This is a genomic window from Tropicimonas sp. IMCC34043 (genome assembly GCF_003390845.1).
Taxonomy (GTDB): domain Bacteria; phylum Pseudomonadota; class Alphaproteobacteria; order Rhodobacterales; family Rhodobacteraceae; genus Tropicimonas.
The window spans coordinates 1,486,495-1,508,272 of the sequence record NZ_QMEK01000001.1; the positions used below are offsets into that span (position 1 = coordinate 1,486,495).

Here is a 21,778-nt window from a genome sequence, read left to right on the forward strand (position 1 = left end):
TGTTCCTGCTGCCCTATAAGCCAAGCCCGAGATCCTCGCAAGCGTGCGCCCCCGATGGCCCGGCTCAGGTTGACACCGCCCCTCGCCTCGCCGAGTCTGGGGCACCGAAAACAATGTCTCGCCGCAGTCTGGCTGGCGCACGGGAGTGGGGCAAGATGAGCGATGATTTCGTTCTGATCGACTTTGCCGTGGCGGCGCGCCCGCCGATCCATATCGTCTCGGCGATCGGGCGGCTCAGGCTGGCCGAGGCGCGGGCCGCGCGCGACCGTGCGCGGGCAAAGGCGGCGGGCGCAGGCTTTCTGAGCCGGTTGTTTCGCAGTGGCGGGACCGGCACCCCTGGTCTGGCCGAACTCATGATCCAGCCGGACGGCACCTTGCCGCCGGCGCCATTGTCGCGGCCAACCATGGCGCCGCCCGCGGACGATGCCGGCGGCGGCGGGGCGCTGCGGCTGACAGCGCCGGTCGGCAGCGCCGGGATGACGCTGATCGAGTTCCTGTCCGGCGACGGCGAGACCTCGGGCTTCTGCGAAAGGCTCAGCCAGCAGCTTGGCGGCGACGAGATCTTTTATTTCCGGCACTCCGGCAACAGCCATCCAGGCGCGTTCTTCGCCTTTCACGTCTATCGCAACGGCCGCGCCACCCGTCGTGCCGCGTCGATCAGCGCCGCTGGCACCGCGCCCGAGGCGGATTGGATCGGCATCGACGCCGGCATGCCGCATCCGGTCGAGGTCGACAGCCTGCCGCCGCCGGGCATCCCGGATTTCGAGGTCATGACCCCGATGCGCCAGGGCAGCATCCTCGAGGCACTCGGCATCGACCCCGAGGCGCTGTTCGAACCGCCCTCGGGGGACATGATGGTGTTGGAGCTGTCGACCGATCCGGGCGGCGCACCGCTGTCGGAGGCCGAGATGATCCTGTCCCACCGCCTGCGTCGCCCGCGACCGCCCCTGCGCGCGCTGCAGGGCGGCGCGGTCAAGCCCGAAGCACCTCAAGACGTCACCCCAGAACCGCCCGGCGTCACCGCGCCGCCCCCCGAGGCGTCCGATCTTGCTGCCCCGGCCCCGGCAGCACCGCCCCCGGCACCGTCCGCCGCAACGGCAAACCGCCGCACCCCGGACCAGCGCGACCTGTCGCGGCCGCCCTGGGAGCAGCAGACGCCAGCACCCTCCTGGGAAGAGGAAGTGACCTCGATCCTGGTCGCGGCCGTCGAGGCGGCGTTGCCGCCCGAGGAACAGGTCGCCTGGCTCGACATGCTGACAGCGCACCTGGAGGCAGGGCGGCTTGACGAGGCGCTGGAGGAGGCAACGGCCGTCATTTCGGCCGGCCACCGCTCGGACATTGTGCGCGCATCTGCGGCCCGGCGGCTGGCAGAACTGTTCGGCCGGCAGCCCTAGGGCTGCCGTTTGCACCGCCACCGCCACCGGCACACTAGGCAAGTCCCTCGCACACGCTTACATATGACGTAAAATATATGTGAGGAGGGAGATCCGTATCATGACCACTTTCGACGACCGCGAGGCCGCATACGAGGCAAGGTTCGTGCGCGACGCCGAACTGGAATTCATGGCGCAGGCGTCCCGGAACAAGCATCTCGGATTCTGGGCTGCCGCGATCATGGGAATGAACGCCGAAGAGGCGGTGCGTTATGCCAAGGACATCATCCGAACCGATCTGCAGGAGGGCGGCGAGGAGGCCGTGGTGCGCAAGATCGGCAAGGATATGGGCGATTTGCGCAACGAGGCGCGGATCCGCGAGCGGATGGCCGAGTTCCTTGTCGAGGCGCGCAAGCGGGCCAAGGCGGGCGATCTGGTCACGTTGATCTGAGCGCAGCCCCTGACGGGCGCCTCGCGCGCCCCTCAGGGAACCGCACCAAGGGTGCATGTTCTGGCCCGGCTCGCCCGCGCCAATTGCTCCTTGGGTCTGCACCTGGCGGGATTTGTAATCCGGGCCTGCGGGCAGGCGCGGGCCTCGGCAGATCGGTAACGAAGGTATGTGCACAAGATGACCGACGCACTTTCCCGCCTGCTGGTGGACCGCGGCTGGTTGATGGCCGACGGCGCGACGGGAACCAGCCTGTTCAACATGGGGCTGCGGCAGGGCGATGCGCCCGAGTTGTGGAACGCCGACTGCCCCGACCTGATCCGCACGCTTCATCGCAACGCCATCGCGGCCGGCAGCGACATCATCCTCAGCAACACCTTTGGCGGCACCGCGGCGCGGCTGAAGCTGTTCGGGGCGCAGGCACGGGTGCGCGAGCTGAACCGGCGCGGCGCCGAACTTGGCCGCGAGGTGGCGGATGCCGCCGGGCGCCGGGTGATCGTCGCGGGCTCTGTCGGCCCGACGGGCGAGATCATGGCGCCGATGGGCATGCTGAGCCACGCGCAGGCGGTCGAAATGTTCCATGAACAGGCTGAGGCGCTGAAGGAGGGCGGCGTCGATGTGCTGTGGGTCGAGACGATCTCGTCGGCCGAGGAATACCGCGCCGCGGCCGAGGCGGCGCTGCTTGCCGCCATGCCCTGGGTCGGCACCATGAGCTTTGATACCGCCGGGCGCACGATGATGGGGCTGACCACGGCCGACATGGTGGCGCTTCTCGCCCGGCTCGACAATCCCCCCGTGGCCTTCGGCGCCAATTGCGGCGTCGGCGCCTCGGATCTTGTGCGCACCATCCTTGGCTTCTCGGCGCTCGCCCCCGAGATCCCGATTGTGGCCAAGGGCAATGCCGGCATCCCGAAATATGCCGACGGGCACCTGCACTATGATGGCACACCCGCGCTGATGGCGGACTATGCCTGTCTGGCGCGAGATGCCGGGGCGGTCATCATCGGCGGCTGCTGCGGCACCACGCCCGAGCATCTAAGGGCCATGCGCCACGCGCTCGAAACCCGTGCGCCGGGACCGCGACCGACGCTCGAGGGGGTCGCGGCGACGCTTGGCGGTTTTTCCTCGGCCAGCGATGGCGCGCGCGAGGATGCGTCGCCGGGCCGGGGCCGAGGCCGGCGGCGCAGTTGAGCGCCGCGGGCCGGATCGGCCGCGGTCCCCGGCGCAGCGACACGGCGCGGCTCAGAACAGGCTGAGCTGGTCGCCCGGCTTGGGCGGGATGGCGAACAGGTCGCACCGCAGCGCCGGCCCCGGCCCGTCCATCCCCAGTCGCCGGCGCCAAAGGCGAAAGCGCTGGTGAATCATCTCGGCATAGCTTCCCTGCCCGGTCATGCGCTGGCCCCAGGTGGCGTCGTAATCGGCCCCGCCGTGGGTCTCGCGCACCCGCGCCATGACCCGCGCCGCGCGGCCGGGCTGGCAGGCCTGCAGCCATTCGCGGAACAGCCCCGACACCTCCAAGGGCAGACGCAACAGGATCATCGAGGCATGGCTGGCACCGGCATCGCGGGCGGCGCGCAGGATCGCCTCGATTTCGGAATCGGTGAGGCCCGGGATCACCGGCGCGACCGACACGCCCACCGGGCAGCCGGCCTTTGCCAGCGCCTCGATCGCCTTCAGCCGGCGGGCCGGCGCCGGCACCCGCGGCTCCATGCTGCGCGAAAGCTCCGGGTCAAGCGTGGTGATCGAGATCGCCACCTGTGCCAGCCCCGCCTGCCCCATCTCGCCCAGAATGTCGGCGTCGCGTTCGACCAGCGTCCCCTTGGTGGTCACGGTCAGCGGGTGGCGGAACGCCTGCAGCACCTCGAGGCAGCCGCGGGTGATGCGGTGCTCACGCTCGATCGGTTGATAGGGATCGGTGTTGGTGCCAAAGGCAATCGGCGCCACCCGGTAGCGCGGACGCGAGATTTCGGCCTGCAGCAGCACCGGGGCGTCGGGCTTGGCCTTCAGCCGCGTTTCGAAATCGAGCCCCGGCGAATGCCCCAGAAAGGCGTGGCTCGGCCGGGCAAAGCAATAGATGCAGCCGTGTTCGCAGCCGCGATAGGGGTTGACCGACCTGTCAAAGCCGATGTCGGGCGACGTATTGCGGGTGATGATGCTGCGCGGCCGTTCCAGCGCCACCTCGGTGCGCAGCAGCGGCAGATCCTCGATATCCCGCGCCCAGCCGTCATCGACGGCAGCCCGGACATGCGGTTCGAACCGCCCGGGGCGGTTCGATTGTGCGGCACGGCCCTTCACCCGGGCCTCGGGCAGATTGCGGGGATCGTCCTGTTCCATCGCACGAGATTAGAACAAAACAGGAACAAAAGACAAGCGGCGCGACGCCTCCCCTTGGCACATGCCGTAGCGGTGGCCATATCGGGACAGGAAGGAGGGATCGTCCCATGCCCTTGAATCGACTTGTTCTGCTCGTCCTGACGGTGATGGCCGCAGCGGGCGCCACGGTGCTTGCAGGCGCCGTTCTTGCCACCAGATTCGATATGCCCGCGAGCGTCCTTGGCATTGCGATACCACTTGCCGCGATCGCCTATCTGCTGTGGCGGGTGATCGCCGCGCGGATGGTCAAAAAGTAGCGGGACGACTTCACCCAGATTACCGAGGATGCCCGCAGGCTTGGCGCCGACGCAATTGTCGCGGTGCGGGTGCAGACGACGACCGTTCAGATCGTCGCGTCTGAGGTTATATGGTATGGCACAGCGGTGCGGCTTGGCCAGAAGTCCATGACCTGACCGAACCGGCCCCTTGCGGCGCGCAGCTTCAGGCCGCCGCCTTTTCGGACAGCACCCGGATCCGCTGAACCATGGCGCGCAGCCCGTTCGAGCGTTGTGCCGACAGGTGATCGTCAAGCCCGAGGCGCGCAAGCTCTGCCAGGGCATCGACCTTCAGAACCTCGGCGACCGAAAGACCGGAATAAAGCGCCTTCAGAACCGCGACGAGGCCGCGCACGATCATCGCATCGCTGTCGCCCTTGAACGTGAACCTGGCCCCTGCGCCTTCGCCCTCGATCTCGGGCACCAGCCAGACCTGGCTGACGCAGCCATCGACCTTGGTTGCGGGCATCTTCAGCGCTTCGTCAAGCGGCGCCATCGCCTTGCCCAGTTCGATGACATGGCGATAGCGTTCCTCCCAGTCATCCAGGAACTCGAACGTATCGACGATGTCTTCGAAATCCGGCTGTGCCATGGGCTGCTCCCTTGCTGGCCCCCTGTCCCTTTGCGTGATAGGTCGCCCCCGTCCCGAGGTCCAGTCCCCGGTCACGCGATGGCACAGGCTTTTCATCCCCGCTGCTTTTCGCTAATCGGAACCACGACGTCTTCGACGCTGGGGAGAACCTATGAAGATCTACAGGCTTGCCGGGCTACTGGCTCTGGTTCTCCTTGCCGGATGCGGCACGAGGCTCAACCCCGGCAACTGGGGCTGGTTCGGCGGCGGCCGCGACCGGACGCCGACGCTGGAACCGAAGAAAGGGTACGAGGACACAACCGACTATCGCCCGATGGTCGCCCGCGTCGTTTCGGTGCAAGTGGAGCCGGTGGCCGGCGGCGTGATCGTCACCGCCGTGGGCCTGCCGCCGACACAGGGCTATTTCGCAACCGACCTCGTGCCGACCTTCACCTCGGAAATCGGCAAGCCCGCACCGAAGGACGGCGTCATGGCGCTCGAGTTCCGGATCGTGCCGCCGCCGCGTCCCTGGCCTGCCGGCAGCCAGGCCTCGCGCGAGGTCACGGCAGCGCTGTACCTGACCGACCAGAGCCTCGGCAACACGCGCCAGATCACCGTTGCGGGCAGCCAGAACAAGGTCAGCGCCAGACGCTGACCGCCCGACCTGCACGGCGCCGCGACGGGGACCGGAGCGCCCCCCGGGCCACCGGCAAGGCCCATCGCCTGTTTGATTGTCAGCCTGTCACAGGATGCCGGCCGCGATTGAGCCGGGCCTAGAGCTCTATGATCGCGACGTCAGATCCCTTAGCCGCCAGCGCGATCTTGCCTTCACACAGCCGCAGTGCGTCGCTGCCAAAGACTTCGCCGCGCCAGCCGCGCATCACCGCACCGTCAAGCTGACCGGCCGCGATCTCGTCGAGATCGGACGACGTGGCGATCAGCTTCTGGGCCACACCGGCCTTCTCGGACTTTGCCTTCAGCAGCACCCGCAGCAGATCGGACAGCGCCGGATTGACCTGCAGCTTGTCGCGGCTGGTATCGGCGGCGGGACAGTCGGCTGTGGGCGTCGCAAGCCCGGCCTCGATTGCCGCCAGAATCCCGTCGGCGACCGGCCCCTTGCGGCCTTCGCGCATCAGCATCCGCGACTTGGCCAGATCCTGCAGGCTGCGCGGCTTGGTCGAGGCAAGCTCCAGCAGCGCATCGTCCTTGAAGACCCGGCTGCGGGGAATGTTGCGTTCCTGGGCATAGACCTCGCGGAACTTCGCAAGTTCGCGCACGATGGCCAGAAACTTGCCCGAATTTGTGCGGGTCTTGACGCGGCGCCAGGCTTCGTCGGGTTCGACCACATAGGTCGCGGGATCGGTCAGGACCGACAATTCTTCCTCGACCCAGTGCTTGCGCCCGGACCGCGCCAGCTCGGCGGCAAGAAATTCGTAGACCGACCTCAGATGCGTGACGTCGGCGAGGGCATAGGTCTTCTGGGCATCGGTCAGCGGCCGGCGCGACCAGTCGGTAAAGCGCGAGGTCTTGTCGATCACCCCGCGCGAGATCTTGCGCACCAGCGTCTCGTATCCCACCTGCTCGCCGAAACCGCAGACCATGGCGGCGACCTGGGTGTCAAACAGCGGCACGGGAAAGACATTGCCCTCGTGGAAGAAGATCTCCAGATCCTGCCGTGCGGCATGGAACACCTTGACCACCGACGGATCGCGAAACAGCTCATAGAGCGGTTCAAGCGACAGCGCATCGCCGCCCTCGATCGGATCGACCAGCACCGCCTCGCCCCCGTTCGGCAATGCCATCTGCAACAGGCAGAGCCTGGCCCAGTAGGTGCGCTCGCGCAGGAACTCGGTGTCGATTGTCACATAGGGGAAAGAGCGGGCCGTTGCGCAATACTCGGCCAGATCATCGGTCGTGATAAGTGTTCGCATCCAGTCGGTTCTTCTTGTTGTTGGCGGAATGGCGCGTCTGCCTGTTTGGTCAGTCTTCTGCCTGCTTGGTCAGTCTATAGACAAAAATCCCGCATCGGGAAAGCTTCAGGGCAGGAACAATTGCGTCCGGTCGCCCGCTGCAAATCGGCGCAGCACTGCGGGATAAAGCCTGTGTTCCATGGTCAGTACCCGGGCGGCCAGAGTCTCGGGCGTATCGCCTTCGATGATCGGCACCCGCGCCTGACCGAGGATCGGTCCGTCGTCAAGCTCGGGCGTGACCTCGTGGACGGTGCAGCCGTGTTCGGCATCACCCGCCTCAATGGCGCGCGCATGGCTGTGCAGCCCGCGATATTTCGGCAGCAAGGAGGGATGGATGTTCAGCATCCGCCCCGACCAGGGGGTCACAAAACCCGCGGTCAGCACCCGCATGAAGCCCGCCAGACAGATCATGTCAGCGCCGTGATCGGTGATGATCCTGTGCAGTTCGGCCTCGAACGCCGGGCGATCCTTGCCAAAGCGCCGGTGGTCGAGCGCAGCCGTGGCGACGCCCCTTTCGGCCGCCCGGGCAAGCCCCGAGGCCTGCGGATCGTTCGAGGCAACAAGACAGGGCATCCCGCAATGTCCCGGCTCGGCCATGCTGTCGAGCAGCGCCAGCATGTTCGACCCGCCGCCCGAGATCAGGATTGCGACGCGCTTCAAGTCAAGGCGCCCCGATAGCTGACGCCCTGCCCTTCGGTGACGGTGCCGATGCGGTGCACGGTCTCGCCAGCCTCGGCCAGCAGCGTGGCAATCGCCTCGGCGCGATCCGCCGCAACCACCACGACCATGCCGATCCCGGAATTGAAGGTCTTCAGCATCTCGGCCTCGGCCAGCCCGCCCGCCGCGCCGAGCCAGGCAAAGACCGGCGGCAGGGTCCAGGCCCCGAGGTCGATCTCGGCCCCCAGCCCCTCGGGCAGGACCCGCGGCAGGTTTTCGGTCAGACCGCCGCCGGTGATATGGGCCAGCCCGTGCACCCCGCCCGCGCGGATCGCTGCCAGCGCCGGGCGAACATAGATCCGGGTCGGCGTCAGCAACGCCTCGCCGAGCGTTCCTTCGGCAAAGGGCGCCGCGGCATCCCAGCCAAGGCCCTGCAGCTCGACGATGCGGCGCACCAGCGAATAGCCGTTGGAATGCACCCCCGAGGACGCCAGCCCCAGCAGCACGTCGCCCTCGCCCACGCCCGCGGGCAGCGCCGTGCCGCGTTCCATCGCGCCGACGGCAAAGCCTGCGAGGTCAAAGTCCTTGGCCGCATACATCCCCGGCATTTCGGCAGTCTCGCCGCCGATCAGTGCGCAACCGGCCTGCCGGCAGCCCTCGGCAATGCCCTCGACCACCTGCGCCGCGCCATCGACGTCGAGCGCACCGCAGGCATAATAGTCGAGGAAGAACAGCGGCTCTGCCCCCTGACACACCAGATCGTTGACACACATCGCCACAAGGTCGATGCCGACGCCCGCGACCACCCCGGTATCGATGGCGATCTTCAGCTTGGTTCCGACGCCATCGGTTGCCGCCACCAGCACCGGATCGGTGAAGCCCGCCGCCTTCAGGTCAAAAAGCCCGCCGAAGCCGCCAAGCCCGCCGGCAACGCCGGACCGGTCGGTCGATTTCGCCGCCGGCTTGATGCGGTCGACCAGCGCGTTGCCCGCGTCGATGTCCACACCCGCCTCTGCATAGGTCAGTCCGTTCTTGCCCGCGCTCACCGGCCCGCCCTTTCGTGCCATGAAATCTGTTGGCGGGGTAGCAAGCCCCGCAGCCGGTGTCCATGACGAGAAACGGAGGCCGGCACGCGATGCTGCCCGTCCCCGATTTGGATCGAGCGTTTTTTCGGGGCGGCGGAGAGCCCTTCGCGACCGCCCTTCGCCTGTCGACGCCCCCGGGGAGGGACGGCAGAGCCGCTTGACGCCGGGACCGAACATGCTAGGCAAATGCGCGGGGGCCTGTAGCTCAATTGGTTAGAGCAGAGCGCTCATAACGCTTTGGTTGCGGGTTCAAGTCCTGCCGGGCCTACCAGTTCCCCCAGATTTTCCGAACCGGACGCCGGAGCGAAGATCTTTCGCCGCCGCGCGATGTTCCGGGCCCTATCTTGGCCCGCCCGAATTTGTATTCAATATATTGAATTTTTCCCCGAAAGCGGTATATCCATCGCAAAGGTCCCGGGCTGCGGGGCCGGTCGGTTCGGGAAAGGACCCTGCCATGTCGCTTGATCGCGCGGTGATGATGTTCGCCGGTTTCATGATCCTTCTGTCGCTTGCCCTCGGCACCTGGGTGTCGGGTTGGTGGTATCTTTTCACCGCTTTCGTGGGCGTGAACCTGATGCAAAGCTCGGTGACCGGTTTCTGCCCGGCGGCAATCGTGTTCCGGAAGCTCGGGATCAAGAGCGGACCCGCCTTCGAATAGCCCCCGGGGCACCCCGGAAAATTCGCCTGACCCTGCGGCGGCGCGCTTGTCGCGGCGCCGGCTTTGGGGTTTCCATGGCGCGACCACAGCAGCGCGGGAGAGGCGAGATGAAGTTTTGCAGGATCAGGACGGCCGACGGAATCGTGCCGGCGGCTGTCGATGACGCGGGTGTGCTGCGCAGCCTTGCCGGTCATATCGGGGACCTCACCCGCGACTCGGTCGCCTATGGCGGGCTCGCGCCGCTCGAGGGGATCGAGCTCTCCACCCTGCCCGCCCTGTCCGAGCGCGACTATGCCCCGGTGCTGGCGGACATCAGGCGGATCTTCTGCATCGGGCTGAACTATGTGGAACATGCCGCCGAAAGCGGCTCGGCCGTGCCCGACCAGCCGCTGATGTTCATGAAGGTCTGTCCGCCCAGCGGTGCGACCGACCCGGTGATCATCCCCAAGGGGTCCGAGAAGACCGACTGGGAGGTCGAGCTTGGCGTGGTGATCGGGCGCAAGGCCGCCCATGTGACGGTCGACCAGGCGCTCGACCATGTTGCCGGATACTGCGTCGTCAACGACGTCTCGGAGCGGCACTTCCAGAAGGACTGTGGCGGGCAATGGGTCAAGGGCAAGTCCTGCGACAGCTTTGCCCCTGTCGGCCCCTGGCTGGTGACCCCCGACGAAGTGCCCGACCCGCAGGCGCTCGACCTGTTTCTCGACGTCAACGGCGTGCGGCGCCAGACCGGGCACACAAGCTGGATGGTGTTTCCGGTGGCCGAACTGATCGCCCATATCAGCCGGTTCATCACGCTGCTGCCGGGCGATCTGATCGCAACCGGCACGCCGCCCGGCGTCGGCATGGGGATGACCCCGCCGCAATACCTGAAACCGGGCGACCGGATGCGGCTGGGGATCACCGGGCTTGGCGAACAGGACCTGGCAGTCGAGGCCTATGCGCCGTGAGCGGCGCGGCCTTGCAGACCATCCCGGGGTTCGACCGGATCGGTGAGGAGAACGCCTTTGCCGTTCTGGCGCGGGCCGCAGCGCTTGCGGCCGAGGGGCGCGAGATCATCAACCTCGGGATCGGCCAGCCCGATTTCGCGACCCCCGAGCATATCGTCGAGGCGGCGGTGAAGGCGCTGCGCGACGGCCACCACGGCTATACCCCCGCGGCCGGATTGCCGGACCTGCGCGAGGCGGTGGCAGCCGATCTGTGGCGGCGCCACGGGGCGCAGGTCGATCCGGGCCATGTGCTGGTGGTGCCGGGCGGCAAGGTGACGATGTTCGCCGCAATCCTGATGTTCGGCGCCCCCGGGGTCGAGATCCTCTATCCCGATCCCGGGTTCCCGATCTATCGCTCGATGATCGAATTCACCGGTGCACGCCCGATCCCGGTGCCGGTCCGCGAGGAAAACGGCTTTGCCGTCTCGGCGGACGAGATCCTCGGTCTGATCACGCCCCGGACCCGCCTGCTGATCCTGAATTCGCCGGCAAACCCCTGCGGCGGCGTGACCCCGCGGGACGAGGTCGCGCGGCTGGTCGCGGGGCTCGACGCGCATCCGCAGGTGGCCGTGCTGTCGGACGAGATCTATGACCGGATCCTCTATGACGGCGAAGAACATGCGAGCCTGCTCGGATACCCCGAGATACGCGACCGGCTGATCGTACTGAACGGCTGGTCGAAGACCTATGCCATGACTGGCTGGCGGCTGGGCTATGGGGTCTGGCCCGCGGAACTGATCGACAAGGCGCGAAAACTTGCGGTCAACTGCTGGTCCTGTGTCAACGCGCCGGCGCAATACGCCGCCATTGCAGCGCTCGACGGCCCGCAGGAGGCGGTTGCGGCGATGGTGGCCGAGTTCGACGCCCGCCGGCAGATCATCGCAGCCGGGCTGAACGCGCTGCCGGGTGTAAGCTGTTCGGTGCCAAAGGGCGCCTTCTATGCCTTTGCCAATATCTCGGCCACCGGCTGGAAGGCGAAGCCGCTTGCCACCGCCCTGCTGGAGCAGGCCGGGGTCGCGACCGTCGGGGGACCCGATTTCGGTACGCTGGGCGAGGGATTCATCCGGCTGAGCTATGCCGCGCGCCGGGACCAGATTGCCGTGGCGCTGGAGCGGATGGCGGCGTTTCTGGCCCGGTCGGCCTGATCCCGTGAGGAGCCGGTGGCGCGCTGTTCCGGCGGCGGTGCCGCGTCGCGTGCGGGTGCCTCCGGCGGGGATATTTTTGAACAGAAGAAATCGGCAGTTGCGCCCGGCGGTTTTTGGCCGGGCGCGGCGATGGGTCAGAATGTGCCGGTGGCGTATAGCAACAGCACGATGACCTGTGGGGCAAAGATCCTCAGCCCCATGACCAGCGGATAGACCGCGGCATAGGCCACCGAAGCGGCCGGGCTTTCGTTCTGTGCATTGGCGAAGGCCAGTGCCGGCGGGTCGGTCATCGAGCCTGCCAGCACGCCGCAGAGCGTGAGATAGTTGAAGCCGAAGACGAAGCGCGCGACGAAGCCCACCACCATCAGCGGGATCAGAGTGATCATCACGCCATAGGCCATCCAGTGCAGGCCCTCGCCGTTCAGCAGCGTGTCGAGGAACTGATCGCCCGCCTTGATCCCCACCACGGCGAGAAACAGGATGATGCCGAATTCCCGCAGCGCGTGGTTGGCCACCGGCGGCATGAACCACATGAAGGGTCCCCAGCGGCCGAGCCGGCCGAGCAGGATCGCCACCACCAGCGGGCCGCCGGCCAGCCCGAGTTTGAGCGGGGCGGGCAGACCCGGCAGCGCGATCGGGATCGAGCCCAGCAGGATGCCGAGCGCGATACCGATGAAGACGCCGGGAAAATCGACCAGATCGAGGCGTTTGGACTGGTCGCCCAGCACGCCGCGGGTCTCCTCGATGGCTTCGGGTGTGCCGACAACGGTGACGATGTCGCCGAATTCGAGGGTGCTGTCGGCCTGCACCGGAAGTTCGATCCCTGCACGCATGATGCGCGAGATCGTGGCGCCGTGGCTTTCCTCGAGCCCGAGCGAGCGCAGGCGATGGCCGAGCACCGATCGCTCTGTCACCACCATGCGGGCCCAGGTCAGCTTGGTGCCCTTGGTGGTCAGTTGCGTGTCGGTTTCCTCGCCCAGCACAAGGCGGATCGCGTTCAGCCGGTCGGGCGCACCGACAAGGTGCAACATGTCGCCGTCGTTCGCCACGGTGTCACGTCTTGGTACAAAGAGATCGCTGCCCTTTTTCATCCGCGAGGCCACCACGCCCTGATCGAACAGGCCCGGCACCTCCGACAGCTTCAGGCCGTCGAAGTTCGGGTTCCGGATCACGACGTTCAGCGACGGCAGCGCGCCCGAGCCGCCGCGGCGTTCGGTGTCATAGGCCCCCGCTTCACCGGCTACGTCGACGCGGGCGAGAAAGCGGATGCTCAGCATGGTCAGCAGGATGCCGAGGATGCCGAAGGGATAGGCGACAGCATAGCCGAGCGAGGGTTGCGCCACCGCATCGGTACCGGCGCCGACATCGCGCAGCGCCTGGGTGGCGGCACCGAGGCCGGGCGTGTTGGTCACCGCCCCCGACATCAGGCCGACCAGCGCCGGCACCGGGACATCGAAGGCAAAATGGATCGCAACGGTGACCAGGACCCCCAGCACCACGATCATCGCGGCCGCGATGTTCAACTGCAATCCGGTCTTGCGCAGCGACCCGAAAAACCCGGGGCCGACCTGGATCCCGATTGTGAACACGAAGATGATCAGCCCGAATTCTCGAATGAACTCGAGCATTTCCGAGCTGAAATGAAGCCCGACGCGGCTGGCGAGGTCGCCGACCAGAATGCCTGCGAAAAGCACGCCGCCAATCCCGAGGCCGACGCCGCGATAATTCAGCCGGCCCAGCAACAGGCCGAGCGCGCCCGCAAGCGACAGCGCGATCGTGGTCAGGGCCACGCCGCTCATGGTTGGAAGGAACGGTATCATGCGATATCCCTCACTTGGCCGTTTGGGGTCGCCACCTGTGTAGCGTGCCACCTCGCAGGGCCGCAATGGGCTGCTATGGCGCTCGGTCAAGATCGTCACAGGTGTCGCGTATTCGCAGACATTGCCGGGGTCCGCCATGCGTGGGCCGCCAAGGACGGTGCAGGGCGTTCTCTCCGCTCAGCGCGCCAGAACGAGGCTGGCCTTGAGACCACCGAGCCGCGCGCTTTCCTCCAGCCGCAGGGTGCCACCATGACGGCGGGCAATGTCGCGCGCGATCGACAGGCCAAGGCCCACCCCCGACCCGCGATTCTGGTTGCGCGCCGGATCGAGCCGGGTGAAGGGGCGCATCGCCTCTTCGCGGCGCTCGGGCGGAATGCCGGGGCCGTCGTCTTCGACGCAGAAAGTCACCGTGCGCCGACCGAGGCTGACTGTGACCTCGGCCCGGGTGGCATAGCGCAGCGCGTTGCCGATCAGGTTGCCAAGCGCACGCTCCACAGCCTGGCCGCGCAGGACGACCGGTTGCTCGGTACCCGGCCCGAGGGTCAGCACCACCTCACCGCCGCTGCGCAGCGCCTTGTCCACCACGTCCCGGGCAAGCAGCGACGGCGCCACCGGCTCGGGATCGTCCAGTTGATCGCCGCGGGCGAAGTCGAGAAAGCCGTTGATCAGCGCCTCCATCTCCTCGACATCGCCCAGCATATCCGCGACATCGCCGTCGGGCGGCATCATCGACAGCGCCAGGCGCATCCGGGTCAGCGGCGTGCGCAGGTCATGACTGACCCCCGACAGCATCTGCGTGCGCTGTTCGATCTGCCGTTCGATCCGTGCCCGCATGTCGAGAAAGGCCCGCCCTGCGGCCCGCACCTCGATCGCTCCGGCCGGACGGTAGGACACGATCTGACCCTTGCCGAAGGCCTCGGCAGCATCCGCAAGCCGCGTGATCGGCCGCAGTTGATTGCGCAGGTAGAGAAAGGCGATGCCGGTCATCAGCGCCCCGATCGAGATCATCAGCACGAGAAACTGATGTGGGTTCGAGGCCGAGGCGCGTTTGCGGTCGATCACCGCGTCCACGAGCCCGTGTCTGGTCTGGATCTGGACCAGAAGCTTGCGGCTCGACCCGGCCAGATCGACGGCGTGAACCTGATGAAGCCCTTCGCGCAGGGTCCGGATGATCATCCGCCCCGAGACGTCATAGAACTCGCGCCGGTCGCCGGGCAGTTCCTCGCCCGACGGCGACAGCTGCACGCCGAGCGTATTGGCAATCGGCGCCGCCGAGAGAAGCCCGCGGTGCAGGTTGTCCACCGCGTCGATCTGTTTGACGATCTCGCGCAGCTCCAGCACGATGCCGCGGGTCAGCTGCTGGGTCACGTCTTCGAAGTGCCGCTGGATGAAGACCATCGACACCACCAGCATCAGCACCGTCACCGGCACGATCAGGATCAGCGCCGCGCGCCCATAGAGGCCGCGGGGCATGGATTGTTTGAGCCAGTCGAAATTCATGGCAGAAGGCTAGCGCCGCCATGGTGCGAGAGGAATGACCAAATTGCCCGAGCCCGCCTTCAGTTGCGTCACGATCCCGGAACCGGGCCTGCGCCGGGTGCTGGCGCCGAACCCCTCGCCAATGACCGAACGCGGCACCAACACCTATCTGGTGGGCAAAGGTGCTGTGGCCGTGATCGACCCCGGCCCCGACGATGCGTCCCATCTTCAGAAGATCCTCGGCGCGCTCGGCCCCGAGGAGCGGATCAGCCATATCCTCGTCACCCACGCCCATAAGGATCATTCGCCACTCGCCCGGCGGCTCGCCGCGCGCACCGGCGCCCCGGTGCTGGGATTTGGTCCGCACGATGCCGGGCGCTCGGCGCTGATGGAACACCTGGCCGCCGAGGGGCTTGGCGGCGGCGAGGGCATCGACGCGGACTTCCTGCCCGATCATGCGCTGGCCGACGGCGCCGTCATCGAAGGCGCGGGCTGGCGGATCGAGGCGGTCTGGACACCGGGGCATCTGTCGAACCACCTGTGCTTTGCCTGGCAGGGCGCGCTCTTTACCGGCGACCACGTCATGGGCTGGGCCTCCTCGCTGGTCTCGCCGCCCGATGGCGATCTGACCGCCTTCATGGCCTCCTGCGACCGGCTCGCGGCACGGTCTGACCGGGTCTACTATCCGGGCCACGGCGCCCCGGTTCAGGACCCGGCCGAGAGGATCGGCTGGCTGATCGCCCACCGCAGGGCGCGCGAGGCACAGATCCTCGCAGAGCTCGATGCCGCGCCGGCCGATGCCGCCACACTGGCGCACCGCATCTATCGCGACACCCCTGCCCCGCTGTTGCCGGCTGCGGAGCGTAACGTGCTGGCGCACCTGATAGATTTGTCCAGCCGCGGAATGGTCGCCCCGCTCGGCCCGCTCGGCCCCGGGACTGTCTTTCGCCCCGTCGCGGACGGCGACGGGATCATTGCGACAAAATCGTGAAATCCCCTCTGGACGCCCCCGAGAGCCATTGCTATACGCGCCCCGTGTTCCGGCGTAGCTCAGCGGTAGAGCAGTTGACTGTTAATCAATTGGTCGTAGGTTCGATCCCTACCGCCGGAGCCAAAAATCCCAAAGATTTCAGCTACATACGAAAAGACCCGCCACTGGCGGGCCTTGCCGTTTGGCTCTGGGGGAACACCGGGGGAACAGATTCACCCCCCTCTTGGCGGTCTATCCCCTATGGCGCGGCGTGCGTAATTGGCGGGGAATGAGCGCGTAGTTGAACTATGGGGCTATGTTCCGGCAAGGTGCGAGTCGGCAAGCCATACCTCTGCAACATGACCGTTTTGGGTAGTTTCAGGGGAGCCACGTCGCAAAGCCTGCACTCGGACCGAAATCCCGATCAGATACGCGATAAGCAGAATCCGGAGGACGAGTTCGGGACCGCTTGTGTGTCGTCCAGTAGAGCCGGTTGAAAGTCAGCGATGCGCAAGGAGCGTTCGCTGCAAAGTTGCGAACCGAGGTCGGCCCAGACGACGTGACCGGCCCGAAGCCGCCGTCCGATGCCCAACCTCGGTGTCGCGCTACGGCACGTCATTGCGGACCTTCGCCGCAACTGAAAAAATTAGGTGACGGGCGAACTCACACGTTGTGGGGCAGAGCTGTCGTTTCTAGTCTCGGGATCAATGACCAAGGCTTTTCGGGCTCATCCTTGGTTGCCCGAGCGGTCAATATGTTCTCGACACGAGGGGCGTTATCGGAGGGAAGTGATGATCAACCTGAGTGTGGGCGAACGAGATGCCATTGAAGACATGGATGTGGATGCACTTCGAAATGCCATCGAGGAAGCACGGAAAGCGCACAGCTCGACTGCAGTGACCCGCCTACAGCTTTATCGCCTTGGCGCTTACGTTCAGGAAGCCGAACGGCGGTTCAACTTGGCATTGGCCAACCTACGCAAGGCGAAGGCCGCGGCAAAGATTGCAAGTGCTGAGCAAGAAGCCATTCGTGCCGGATGGGATCTCGCCTCAGCAGTCGATCAGATGAAGAATCGGGCAAGACAGGAGAGGCGCGATGGTGAGCGCTTTTGTGTCGATGACCACATCCACGAACCCTTCACGTTCCGACCAGAGATGACTGTCTCGGTTTCGTACCGCTGGCGGACCATGGAAAACGACGACTGGTCTTATGGTCGGATAATCTTCCATCACCAGCATGTTGCCCGGCCCCAGCTCGGGGCTTTCGCTGATCGGCGCAAGCTCACTGCGCGTCAGCGCGAGAACGAGCTATCGGAGGCGCTCCGCCGGGAGTGGTATCACATGCGCGATTTGGCACTTTTCAGCGTGAGGGATTTTTTCCGCGATGGTGGCAACGGGGCCGACATCCCGGAGACGTTCGATGCCATCACTGATCGCGGCAGCTTGAATAACTTCAGTCTGAACTTCTGGGCATGACAACCTCGCAGCTGCCGATCTCCACAGTGCAGCGTTTCGTGGGGCCATATTCGGGTAAATCCGTTGTTCACGGCCCAGACCGGACCTTCGCCGCCCAGTAAAATGCTGCAATGCAGCAGATCGAAAGCGGACATCAAACCTGCTTTGATTTGCTACAGCTTTCGAGCCAACCAGCGATTGCGTCATGGAGCATCCATGGGGACGGGGCGCTGCACGTGATATCTGAAGCTCCATTTGCAGTGAAGTGACACCACTCTTCGTCATCTGACACCCATTCGCCGATGATTTCGCCATCGACCAGCAACACGTCTCCTTTGAATGCTTTATTGTGGTAGCCGAGCATTACGATGCCATGACGAACCATGCCGCCACTGTCGATCAAGTGGCAGATAGCTGCAAACAGAGCACGCAAATCGTCTTGCGAGCGCCCTGCAATTTGGCCAACCTCGAAGGAGCGGAATTTTAGTTTCCCAGTGAGTTGCTCGCTGCTATTGCCTTGTTCAACCTCACATGACAAATCGCCTTGGCTCAACGTCTCAATGTGCATATTCCTGACGCCTATGCCAACGTTTCGTTGATACGCTTGAACAGCGCCTCGAAGGCATTCAACGTCTCGTCCGACAATGCGGCAACCCGCTTCGCGCGTTCTCGCAGCAAAACCTCCGCTGGGGCATTGTGGTCATATCGATCCACGCCTTCTTGGCGGGCGATCTGCCGCACAATTGGGTCAGTGCCCTTAAGCTCCGCAGCCTTGAGCTTCTTACCGAACGCGGCGTTGTAGAGCGCCACATAGTCATCCTTGGCGAACAGGTCCTCAATGTCGGCCATCTTCCGGTCGGCAACCTCACCGATGGTGACGATCCGCTTCTCCCCGAGGAAACCAGCCTTGGCGAGGGCAGTCAGCTTCTGGTGGCCCTCCTTGCGAGAATCCACCACGACCGTAACATCAAGGTGGTTGCCCAAGAGCGCGACAAAGGCAGGGATCACGTCAGCGCCTCCCAGCGGCATGATCGACCAGCGCTTGTCGAGCCCCTCGCGCCCGTCCTCAATCAGCCGCTCCGAAATGGTCTGCATGAACAGGAAGTCAGACGGCCCCTCAACCACGAGGTTGTCCTTGGCGATAAAAAGGTGTTGGGCGATGTCGTATCCGAGCGCTGCCTGTAGCGGGAACAGTGTGTCGCTGTCGGTGGTCAACACGTCTGAAGTAGTCACGGAGCCACGGTCACGTCCCTTATCCTCAACAAGCCGCGCCCGCTCAAGGTGGTCTGGCTGGATCATGAAGGGCGAGTGCGTCGTGTAGATCACCTGACAGCGTTTCGACAACCGCTCCTCTATGAAGCGCAGGAAGTCGCGTTGAGCGGTTGCATGGAGCCCCAAGCCGGGTTCATCAAGGAGGATAATGATGGGGGTATCGTCAAACTCATAACGGGAGAAGGCAGTCAGGAAGGAAAAGAACCAGCGAAACCCGGAGGAGCGTTCATCAAAGCGCAGGGAAAGTTTGTGCTGGTCGTCCCACATTCTGATGTGGAGTTCATCAATGACAGTTGTTTGCCCGTTGTTGGCGGGCTGCTTCGTCAGCGTAAGGTCCATCTCCACGCGAAGGTGTTGATTGGTCGTCCAATAGTCTAGGACCTGTTCGCCCAACTCATTCGCTACATTCTGAAGTTCCCTTTTCCTGGTTTCATAGTCGGTATCAAGAAGATGGTCCTTCTCAAACTCAGCCAATTGGAGCAAGGCAAGCGCCGTTTGCTTATCGTCTTCAAGTTTGTCTTCATCGGCTTCCAGCAGTTCGCGGATTGGAACGGTGCTCGGGAGGCTGCTGTATTCCGAGAAGTAGAAGAATTGGGGCACCCGGGCGAACAACACACGCCAAACGGACTGCCAAAGTGTCGTGTCCTCCGGCAGCAATTCGTTGATGGCCTTCGTGACCTCCGCCAATGCGAGGGTGGTTGCGCTCGCCTCGCCTCCATCTGGCGAGAGGCTTGCGACTTTGGCGCGGAGGGTACTGAATGTCTCACACGAGTTGAGTGGTTCTAGGACCGTGGGAAGTTCAATATCTGCGAGCAGATTGACAACTGCTTTGGCCTCATCGACCTCAAAAACACCGGCGTATTTATTGGTGTATTTCCGCTCGATCGTAACCGTATCTGACAGCAACACATCTTCGCCAAACCTAGCTTCGACTGCCGCAACGTCCTCTGGCTCTATGGTGAAGGTCGCATTGATGGGGGACTTTTCGTCAAGGTCGCGTCCCTTCGCCTTCGCCTCCCGGCGATGCCTCTTCTCCAGCCAGGCGGGGTAATGTGTCGGTGAGGAAAAACTCGCTGCGCCCTGAGCAGGCTTGAGCCGTCGTAGCGCTTCAAGGAAGGCGCTCTTGCCGCTTTCGTTCTTGCCGACAAGGCAGGTGATGTCCGGCTGGATGGCAACCTCAGTCGAATCTAGCACGTGCTTGAAATGATCTATCCTAACTGTCTTGAGCTTCATACCCCTATCCCTCGAGCCTATTGCGCGCATTGATACGACATCGTGTGCCTGCCCGTCTTTAGGTTCAAGCTCAAATGGTGAAAATAGCGCGGCGCATACAACAGAAGCGGTCGCTGAAGCTCTGCTAAATTGTTGTCTACTTGCGTGCCGCTCAGGAGACCCACGGTTCATTGTACAAACGTTCAGCCCTTGCACTCGCGGCGAACGACCTCTTCCCTGAAGATCTGTCCCAAAACAAGATCAACCAGAACTCTCGGTGTCGAAGGTCCGTTTTCGCGGTTTCTTCACATCCTCGCTGCGGCGCGGCGAGTTCAAACTTTCCGGCCGCCCTCCACGTGTCGCGGCTGGACGTTGGTGCCCGCGAAGCGAACGGCAAATTTGGGCTGGCTCCGGACCTCCACCGCAATTCGTGCGAGGGTCCGGTCAGGGCCGTTCGCTCTGGTTGGGACAGCGCCCGAAGATGCCTGAAGCATCCTGCGCGTTGCCCGCCTGCGGCTGATCCGGAGCCTCGGAACGCCGAGGTCTCGGGGAACCCGGAAATCGCGCGAGATCTCGGCGACCGGGCTGATCGGCTTCCCTGCACTGAGGCGCCCTGCGTTACAGCAGGATTACAGGGCCGAGTTTCGTGATCGTCCCCCCACATGCGCCCCGCCCCACTTCACTTCACAGCCATTGATGATGTCCGCCCCGCAAGACCCTGGCAGCCTGATCCAGCGCCTCCGGATCCTGCGTTTCGGCGGTGCGGTTGACGCTCCGCATGACGGTCGAGGCGTGGACGCCCGACGCGGCGGCGATCTCGCGAAAGCTTTTGCCCTCGTAGACGTGCTGCACATACCAGGACAGATCGCGCTCCCCCGGCGCCTGCAGCTTGACCAGCCGGTAGCCGACCCCGTGTTCGGTCTCGATCCGACAGGGCGCGCCGTCGAGCTTTTTCCGGATCTTGCAGACAAAGACGTCGAGGATCTTCTGGTCGGGGGTATCGAGGGGGCGATCGGCATAGAGCCGTGCGAGCAGCGTCTCCTTGCCGATGCAATTCCCGGCCGAGCGTTCGAGAATGCGGAACAGACGCGCCTCGCGCTGGGTAAACCCGAACCGCTCCATCAGCGGGATCAGATCGCGCGCGTCGTCTGCCATAAGGAACGCGACGGTCTCGCGCGCGCTGGCGTCATCCTCGCCTGCCTCCTCGTGCGATCCCTGCATTTCCTGCAGCGCGTGCAGGATCAGGCCGACGATGGCCTTGGCCGACCGGGCGGGCCAGCCGCGCCGCTTCTCCATCGTCTCGAGCGGCTCGTCCCGCAGGATCGCGTCGTGCAGGACGCGATAGAGCGTCGGCGCGACGACGAAGGCGTTCGGGTTTTTCGAGAACCTGTGGGCGGCGAGGACCTGCTGTTCGGTCAGCAGACCCTTCCGCTTGAGCGCCACGATGTTCTGCAAGGGCTGCCGACGCACCATTCGAGCGCCTCCATTGTCCTGTTGCGGCATCGGATCCTCGTCAGGCCGCGGGCATCGTGCCGAGGACGCGGTCATAGAGAGCGTCGATCCAAGCGTCATCGACGCCGGTCGCGGCCGAGAACAGCGTTGCGGTGTCCGCGTCGCCGCGCACGAAGCGGGTCGCATATTCCCAGATCACCGCGGCCGGATCGTCGGCGGGCAGTGTCGCGACATGGCGCTGGACGAGGTCGAGCAGATTGCCCGCCTCGGGGAAGGCTGCGGCGAGCGGCGCCATCTCGGCAATGTCTGCACGCCCGCGCAGGGCGAGCCGCAGCTGCACGGAAGACAGCTCGGCCGTGGTCCGCCAGCGCGCCAGCCGTTCGTCGTATGGATCGACGATTGGATCTTCGAGCACCGGAACGCCGCCCGCCCCGGCGACGATCCGCTGGCCTGCGGCCTGTCCGGCCAGCAGGGCCGCATGCGTCTCGACAGAGATTTCGACTGCATCTTTGGGCAGGACGTCGGTGATCCGGCTGTCGTAAAAACCGCCGGTCGAAGCAGAGTAGCTGATCATG

Annotated in this window: 22 protein-coding genes and 2 tRNA genes; 13 read left to right on the forward strand and 11 right to left on the reverse strand. The window is 65.0% G+C overall.

Going from position 1 to position 21,778, the window contains the following annotated elements:
- Window positions 1-155: 155 nt before the first annotated feature.
- From DQG17_RS06925 to bmt, 3 genes are all read left to right on the forward strand, one after another.
- Entirely contained in the window at window positions 156-1,394 is a 1,239-nt protein-coding gene (locus DQG17_RS06925; RefSeq protein ID WP_116131982.1) for a hypothetical protein, read from the forward strand.
- Between the two features lie 100 nt (window positions 1,395-1,494).
- Window positions 1,495-1,824 carry a DUF1476 domain-containing protein gene (locus DQG17_RS06930; protein ID WP_116131983.1) on the forward strand — a complete coding sequence of 110 codons (330 nt, stop codon included), beginning with the start codon at window positions 1,495-1,497 and terminating at the stop codon, window positions 1,822-1,824.
- 177 nt (window positions 1,825-2,001) lie between these two features.
- A complete protein-coding gene (bmt, locus tag DQG17_RS06935) occupies window positions 2,002-3,012 on the forward strand; it encodes a betaine--homocysteine S-methyltransferase (RefSeq protein WP_116131984.1) in 1,011 nt (336 codons plus the stop codon).
- 51 nt (window positions 3,013-3,063) lie between these two features.
- Here the strand turns inward: bmt and DQG17_RS06940 are convergent, their stop codons facing one another.
- Complete coding sequence (locus tag DQG17_RS06940) at window positions 3,064-4,155, reverse strand: PA0069 family radical SAM protein (RefSeq protein ID WP_116131985.1); 1,092 nt, start codon at window positions 4,153-4,155, stop codon at window positions 3,064-3,066.
- A gap of 107 nt (window positions 4,156-4,262) precedes the next feature.
- On the opposite strand from DQG17_RS06940, the gene DQG17_RS06945 reads away from it, so the two are divergent.
- Complete coding sequence (locus DQG17_RS06945) at window positions 4,263-4,451, forward strand: hypothetical protein (RefSeq protein WP_116131986.1); 189 nt, start codon at window positions 4,263-4,265, stop codon at window positions 4,449-4,451.
- An 18-nt stretch (window positions 4,452-4,469) separates the two neighbouring features.
- Complete coding sequence (locus DQG17_RS22135) at window positions 4,470-4,607, forward strand: heavy metal-binding domain-containing protein (RefSeq protein WP_116131987.1); 138 nt, start codon at window positions 4,470-4,472, stop codon at window positions 4,605-4,607.
- Between the two features lie 28 nt (window positions 4,608-4,635).
- Here the strand turns inward: DQG17_RS22135 and DQG17_RS06955 are convergent, their stop codons facing one another.
- Window positions 4,636-5,061: a SufE family protein gene (locus DQG17_RS06955; RefSeq protein WP_116131988.1), complete on the reverse strand. Its 426-nt coding sequence runs from the start codon at window positions 5,059-5,061 to the stop codon at window positions 4,636-4,638.
- A gap of 151 nt (window positions 5,062-5,212) precedes the next feature.
- Here DQG17_RS06955 and DQG17_RS06960 point away from each other — a divergent pair, with 151 nt between their 5' ends.
- Window positions 5,213-5,695, forward strand: coding sequence for a hypothetical protein (locus DQG17_RS06960; protein WP_116131989.1), 483 nt, complete (start codon window positions 5,213-5,215; stop codon window positions 5,693-5,695).
- 118 nt (window positions 5,696-5,813) lie between these two features.
- Here DQG17_RS06960 and rnd read toward each other — a convergent pair whose 3' ends face one another.
- The 3 genes from rnd to purM form a co-directional block, all read right to left on the reverse strand.
- The gene (gene rnd, locus DQG17_RS06965; RefSeq protein WP_116131990.1) at window positions 5,814-6,971 is read right to left on the reverse strand and encodes a ribonuclease D; all 1,158 of its coding nucleotides are present in this window, start codon (window positions 6,969-6,971) and stop codon (window positions 5,814-5,816) included.
- A 105-nt stretch (window positions 6,972-7,076) separates the two neighbouring features.
- Entirely contained in the window at window positions 7,077-7,670 is a 594-nt protein-coding gene (gene purN / locus DQG17_RS06970; RefSeq protein ID WP_116131991.1) for a phosphoribosylglycinamide formyltransferase, read from the reverse strand.
- Window positions 7,667-8,734, reverse strand: a complete 1,068-nt coding sequence (purM, locus tag DQG17_RS06975) for a phosphoribosylformylglycinamidine cyclo-ligase (RefSeq protein WP_198666041.1) — start codon at window positions 8,732-8,734, stop codon at window positions 7,667-7,669. Before purM ends, purN begins: the two co-directional genes overlap by 4 nt.
- Before the next feature lie 212 nt (window positions 8,735-8,946).
- Between purM and DQG17_RS06980 the strand changes: the two genes are divergently transcribed.
- From DQG17_RS06980 to DQG17_RS06995, 4 genes are all read left to right on the forward strand, one after another.
- Window positions 8,947-9,023, forward strand: a tRNA-Ile gene (locus DQG17_RS06980).
- A 183-nt stretch (window positions 9,024-9,206) separates the two neighbouring features.
- Window positions 9,207-9,410, forward strand: coding sequence for a DUF2892 domain-containing protein (locus tag DQG17_RS06985; protein WP_116131992.1), 204 nt, complete (start codon window positions 9,207-9,209; stop codon window positions 9,408-9,410).
- A 107-nt stretch (window positions 9,411-9,517) separates the two neighbouring features.
- Window positions 9,518-10,360 (forward strand): fumarylacetoacetate hydrolase family protein, encoded by an 843-nt coding sequence (locus DQG17_RS06990; RefSeq protein WP_116131993.1) that lies wholly within the window; start codon window positions 9,518-9,520, stop codon window positions 10,358-10,360.
- Window positions 10,357-11,544: a pyridoxal phosphate-dependent aminotransferase gene (locus DQG17_RS06995; protein ID WP_232829349.1), complete on the forward strand. Its 1,188-nt coding sequence runs from the start codon at window positions 10,357-10,359 to the stop codon at window positions 11,542-11,544. The genes DQG17_RS06990 and DQG17_RS06995 overlap by 4 nt, the downstream gene beginning before the upstream one ends.
- 134 nt (window positions 11,545-11,678) lie before the next feature.
- On the opposite strand, the gene DQG17_RS07000 is transcribed toward DQG17_RS06995, so the two are convergent.
- Window positions 11,679-13,364, reverse strand: coding sequence for a putative transporter (locus DQG17_RS07000; RefSeq protein ID WP_232829350.1), 1,686 nt, complete (start codon window positions 13,362-13,364; stop codon window positions 11,679-11,681).
- A gap of 177 nt (window positions 13,365-13,541) precedes the next feature.
- Window positions 13,542-14,864: an ATP-binding protein gene (locus DQG17_RS07005; RefSeq protein WP_116131995.1), complete on the reverse strand. Its 1,323-nt coding sequence runs from the start codon at window positions 14,862-14,864 to the stop codon at window positions 13,542-13,544.
- A 34-nt stretch (window positions 14,865-14,898) separates the two neighbouring features.
- Between DQG17_RS07005 and DQG17_RS07010 the strand changes: the two genes are divergently transcribed.
- The 3 genes from DQG17_RS07010 (at window position 14,899) to DQG17_RS07020 (ending at window position 17,288) form a co-directional block, all read left to right on the forward strand.
- The gene (locus tag DQG17_RS07010) at window positions 14,899-15,834 is read left to right on the forward strand and encodes an MBL fold metallo-hydrolase (protein WP_116131996.1); all 936 of its coding nucleotides are present in this window, start codon (window positions 14,899-14,901) and stop codon (window positions 15,832-15,834) included.
- A 48-nt stretch (window positions 15,835-15,882) separates the two neighbouring features.
- Window positions 15,883-15,957 (forward strand) — tRNA-Asn (locus DQG17_RS07015).
- Window positions 15,958-16,604: 647 nt separating this feature from the next.
- Window positions 16,605-17,288, forward strand: coding sequence for a hypothetical protein (locus DQG17_RS07020; RefSeq protein ID WP_116131997.1), 684 nt, complete (start codon window positions 16,605-16,607; stop codon window positions 17,286-17,288).
- A 133-nt stretch (window positions 17,289-17,421) separates the two neighbouring features.
- Here DQG17_RS07020 and DQG17_RS07025 read toward each other — a convergent pair whose 3' ends face one another.
- The 4 genes from DQG17_RS07025 to DQG17_RS07040 all read right to left on the reverse strand — a co-directional run bounded on the left by DQG17_RS07025 (window position 17,422) and on the right by DQG17_RS07040 (window position 21,777).
- Complete coding sequence (locus DQG17_RS07025) at window positions 17,422-17,835, reverse strand: hypothetical protein (protein ID WP_116131998.1); 414 nt, start codon at window positions 17,833-17,835, stop codon at window positions 17,422-17,424.
- A gap of 11 nt (window positions 17,836-17,846) precedes the next feature.
- On the reverse strand, window positions 17,847-19,772 hold the full coding sequence (locus DQG17_RS07030) for an AAA family ATPase (RefSeq protein WP_198666042.1): 1,926 nt from the start codon (window positions 19,770-19,772) through the stop codon (window positions 17,847-17,849).
- Between the two features lie 663 nt (window positions 19,773-20,435).
- Entirely contained in the window at window positions 20,436-21,224 is a 789-nt protein-coding gene (locus tag DQG17_RS07035) for a winged helix-turn-helix domain-containing protein (RefSeq protein WP_198666043.1), read from the reverse strand.
- A gap of 40 nt (window positions 21,225-21,264) precedes the next feature.
- Window positions 21,265-21,777 carry a hypothetical protein gene (locus tag DQG17_RS07040; protein WP_116132000.1) on the reverse strand — a complete coding sequence of 171 codons (513 nt, stop codon included), beginning with the start codon at window positions 21,775-21,777 and terminating at the stop codon, window positions 21,265-21,267.
- Between the last annotated feature and the right edge of the window lies 1 nt (window position 21,778).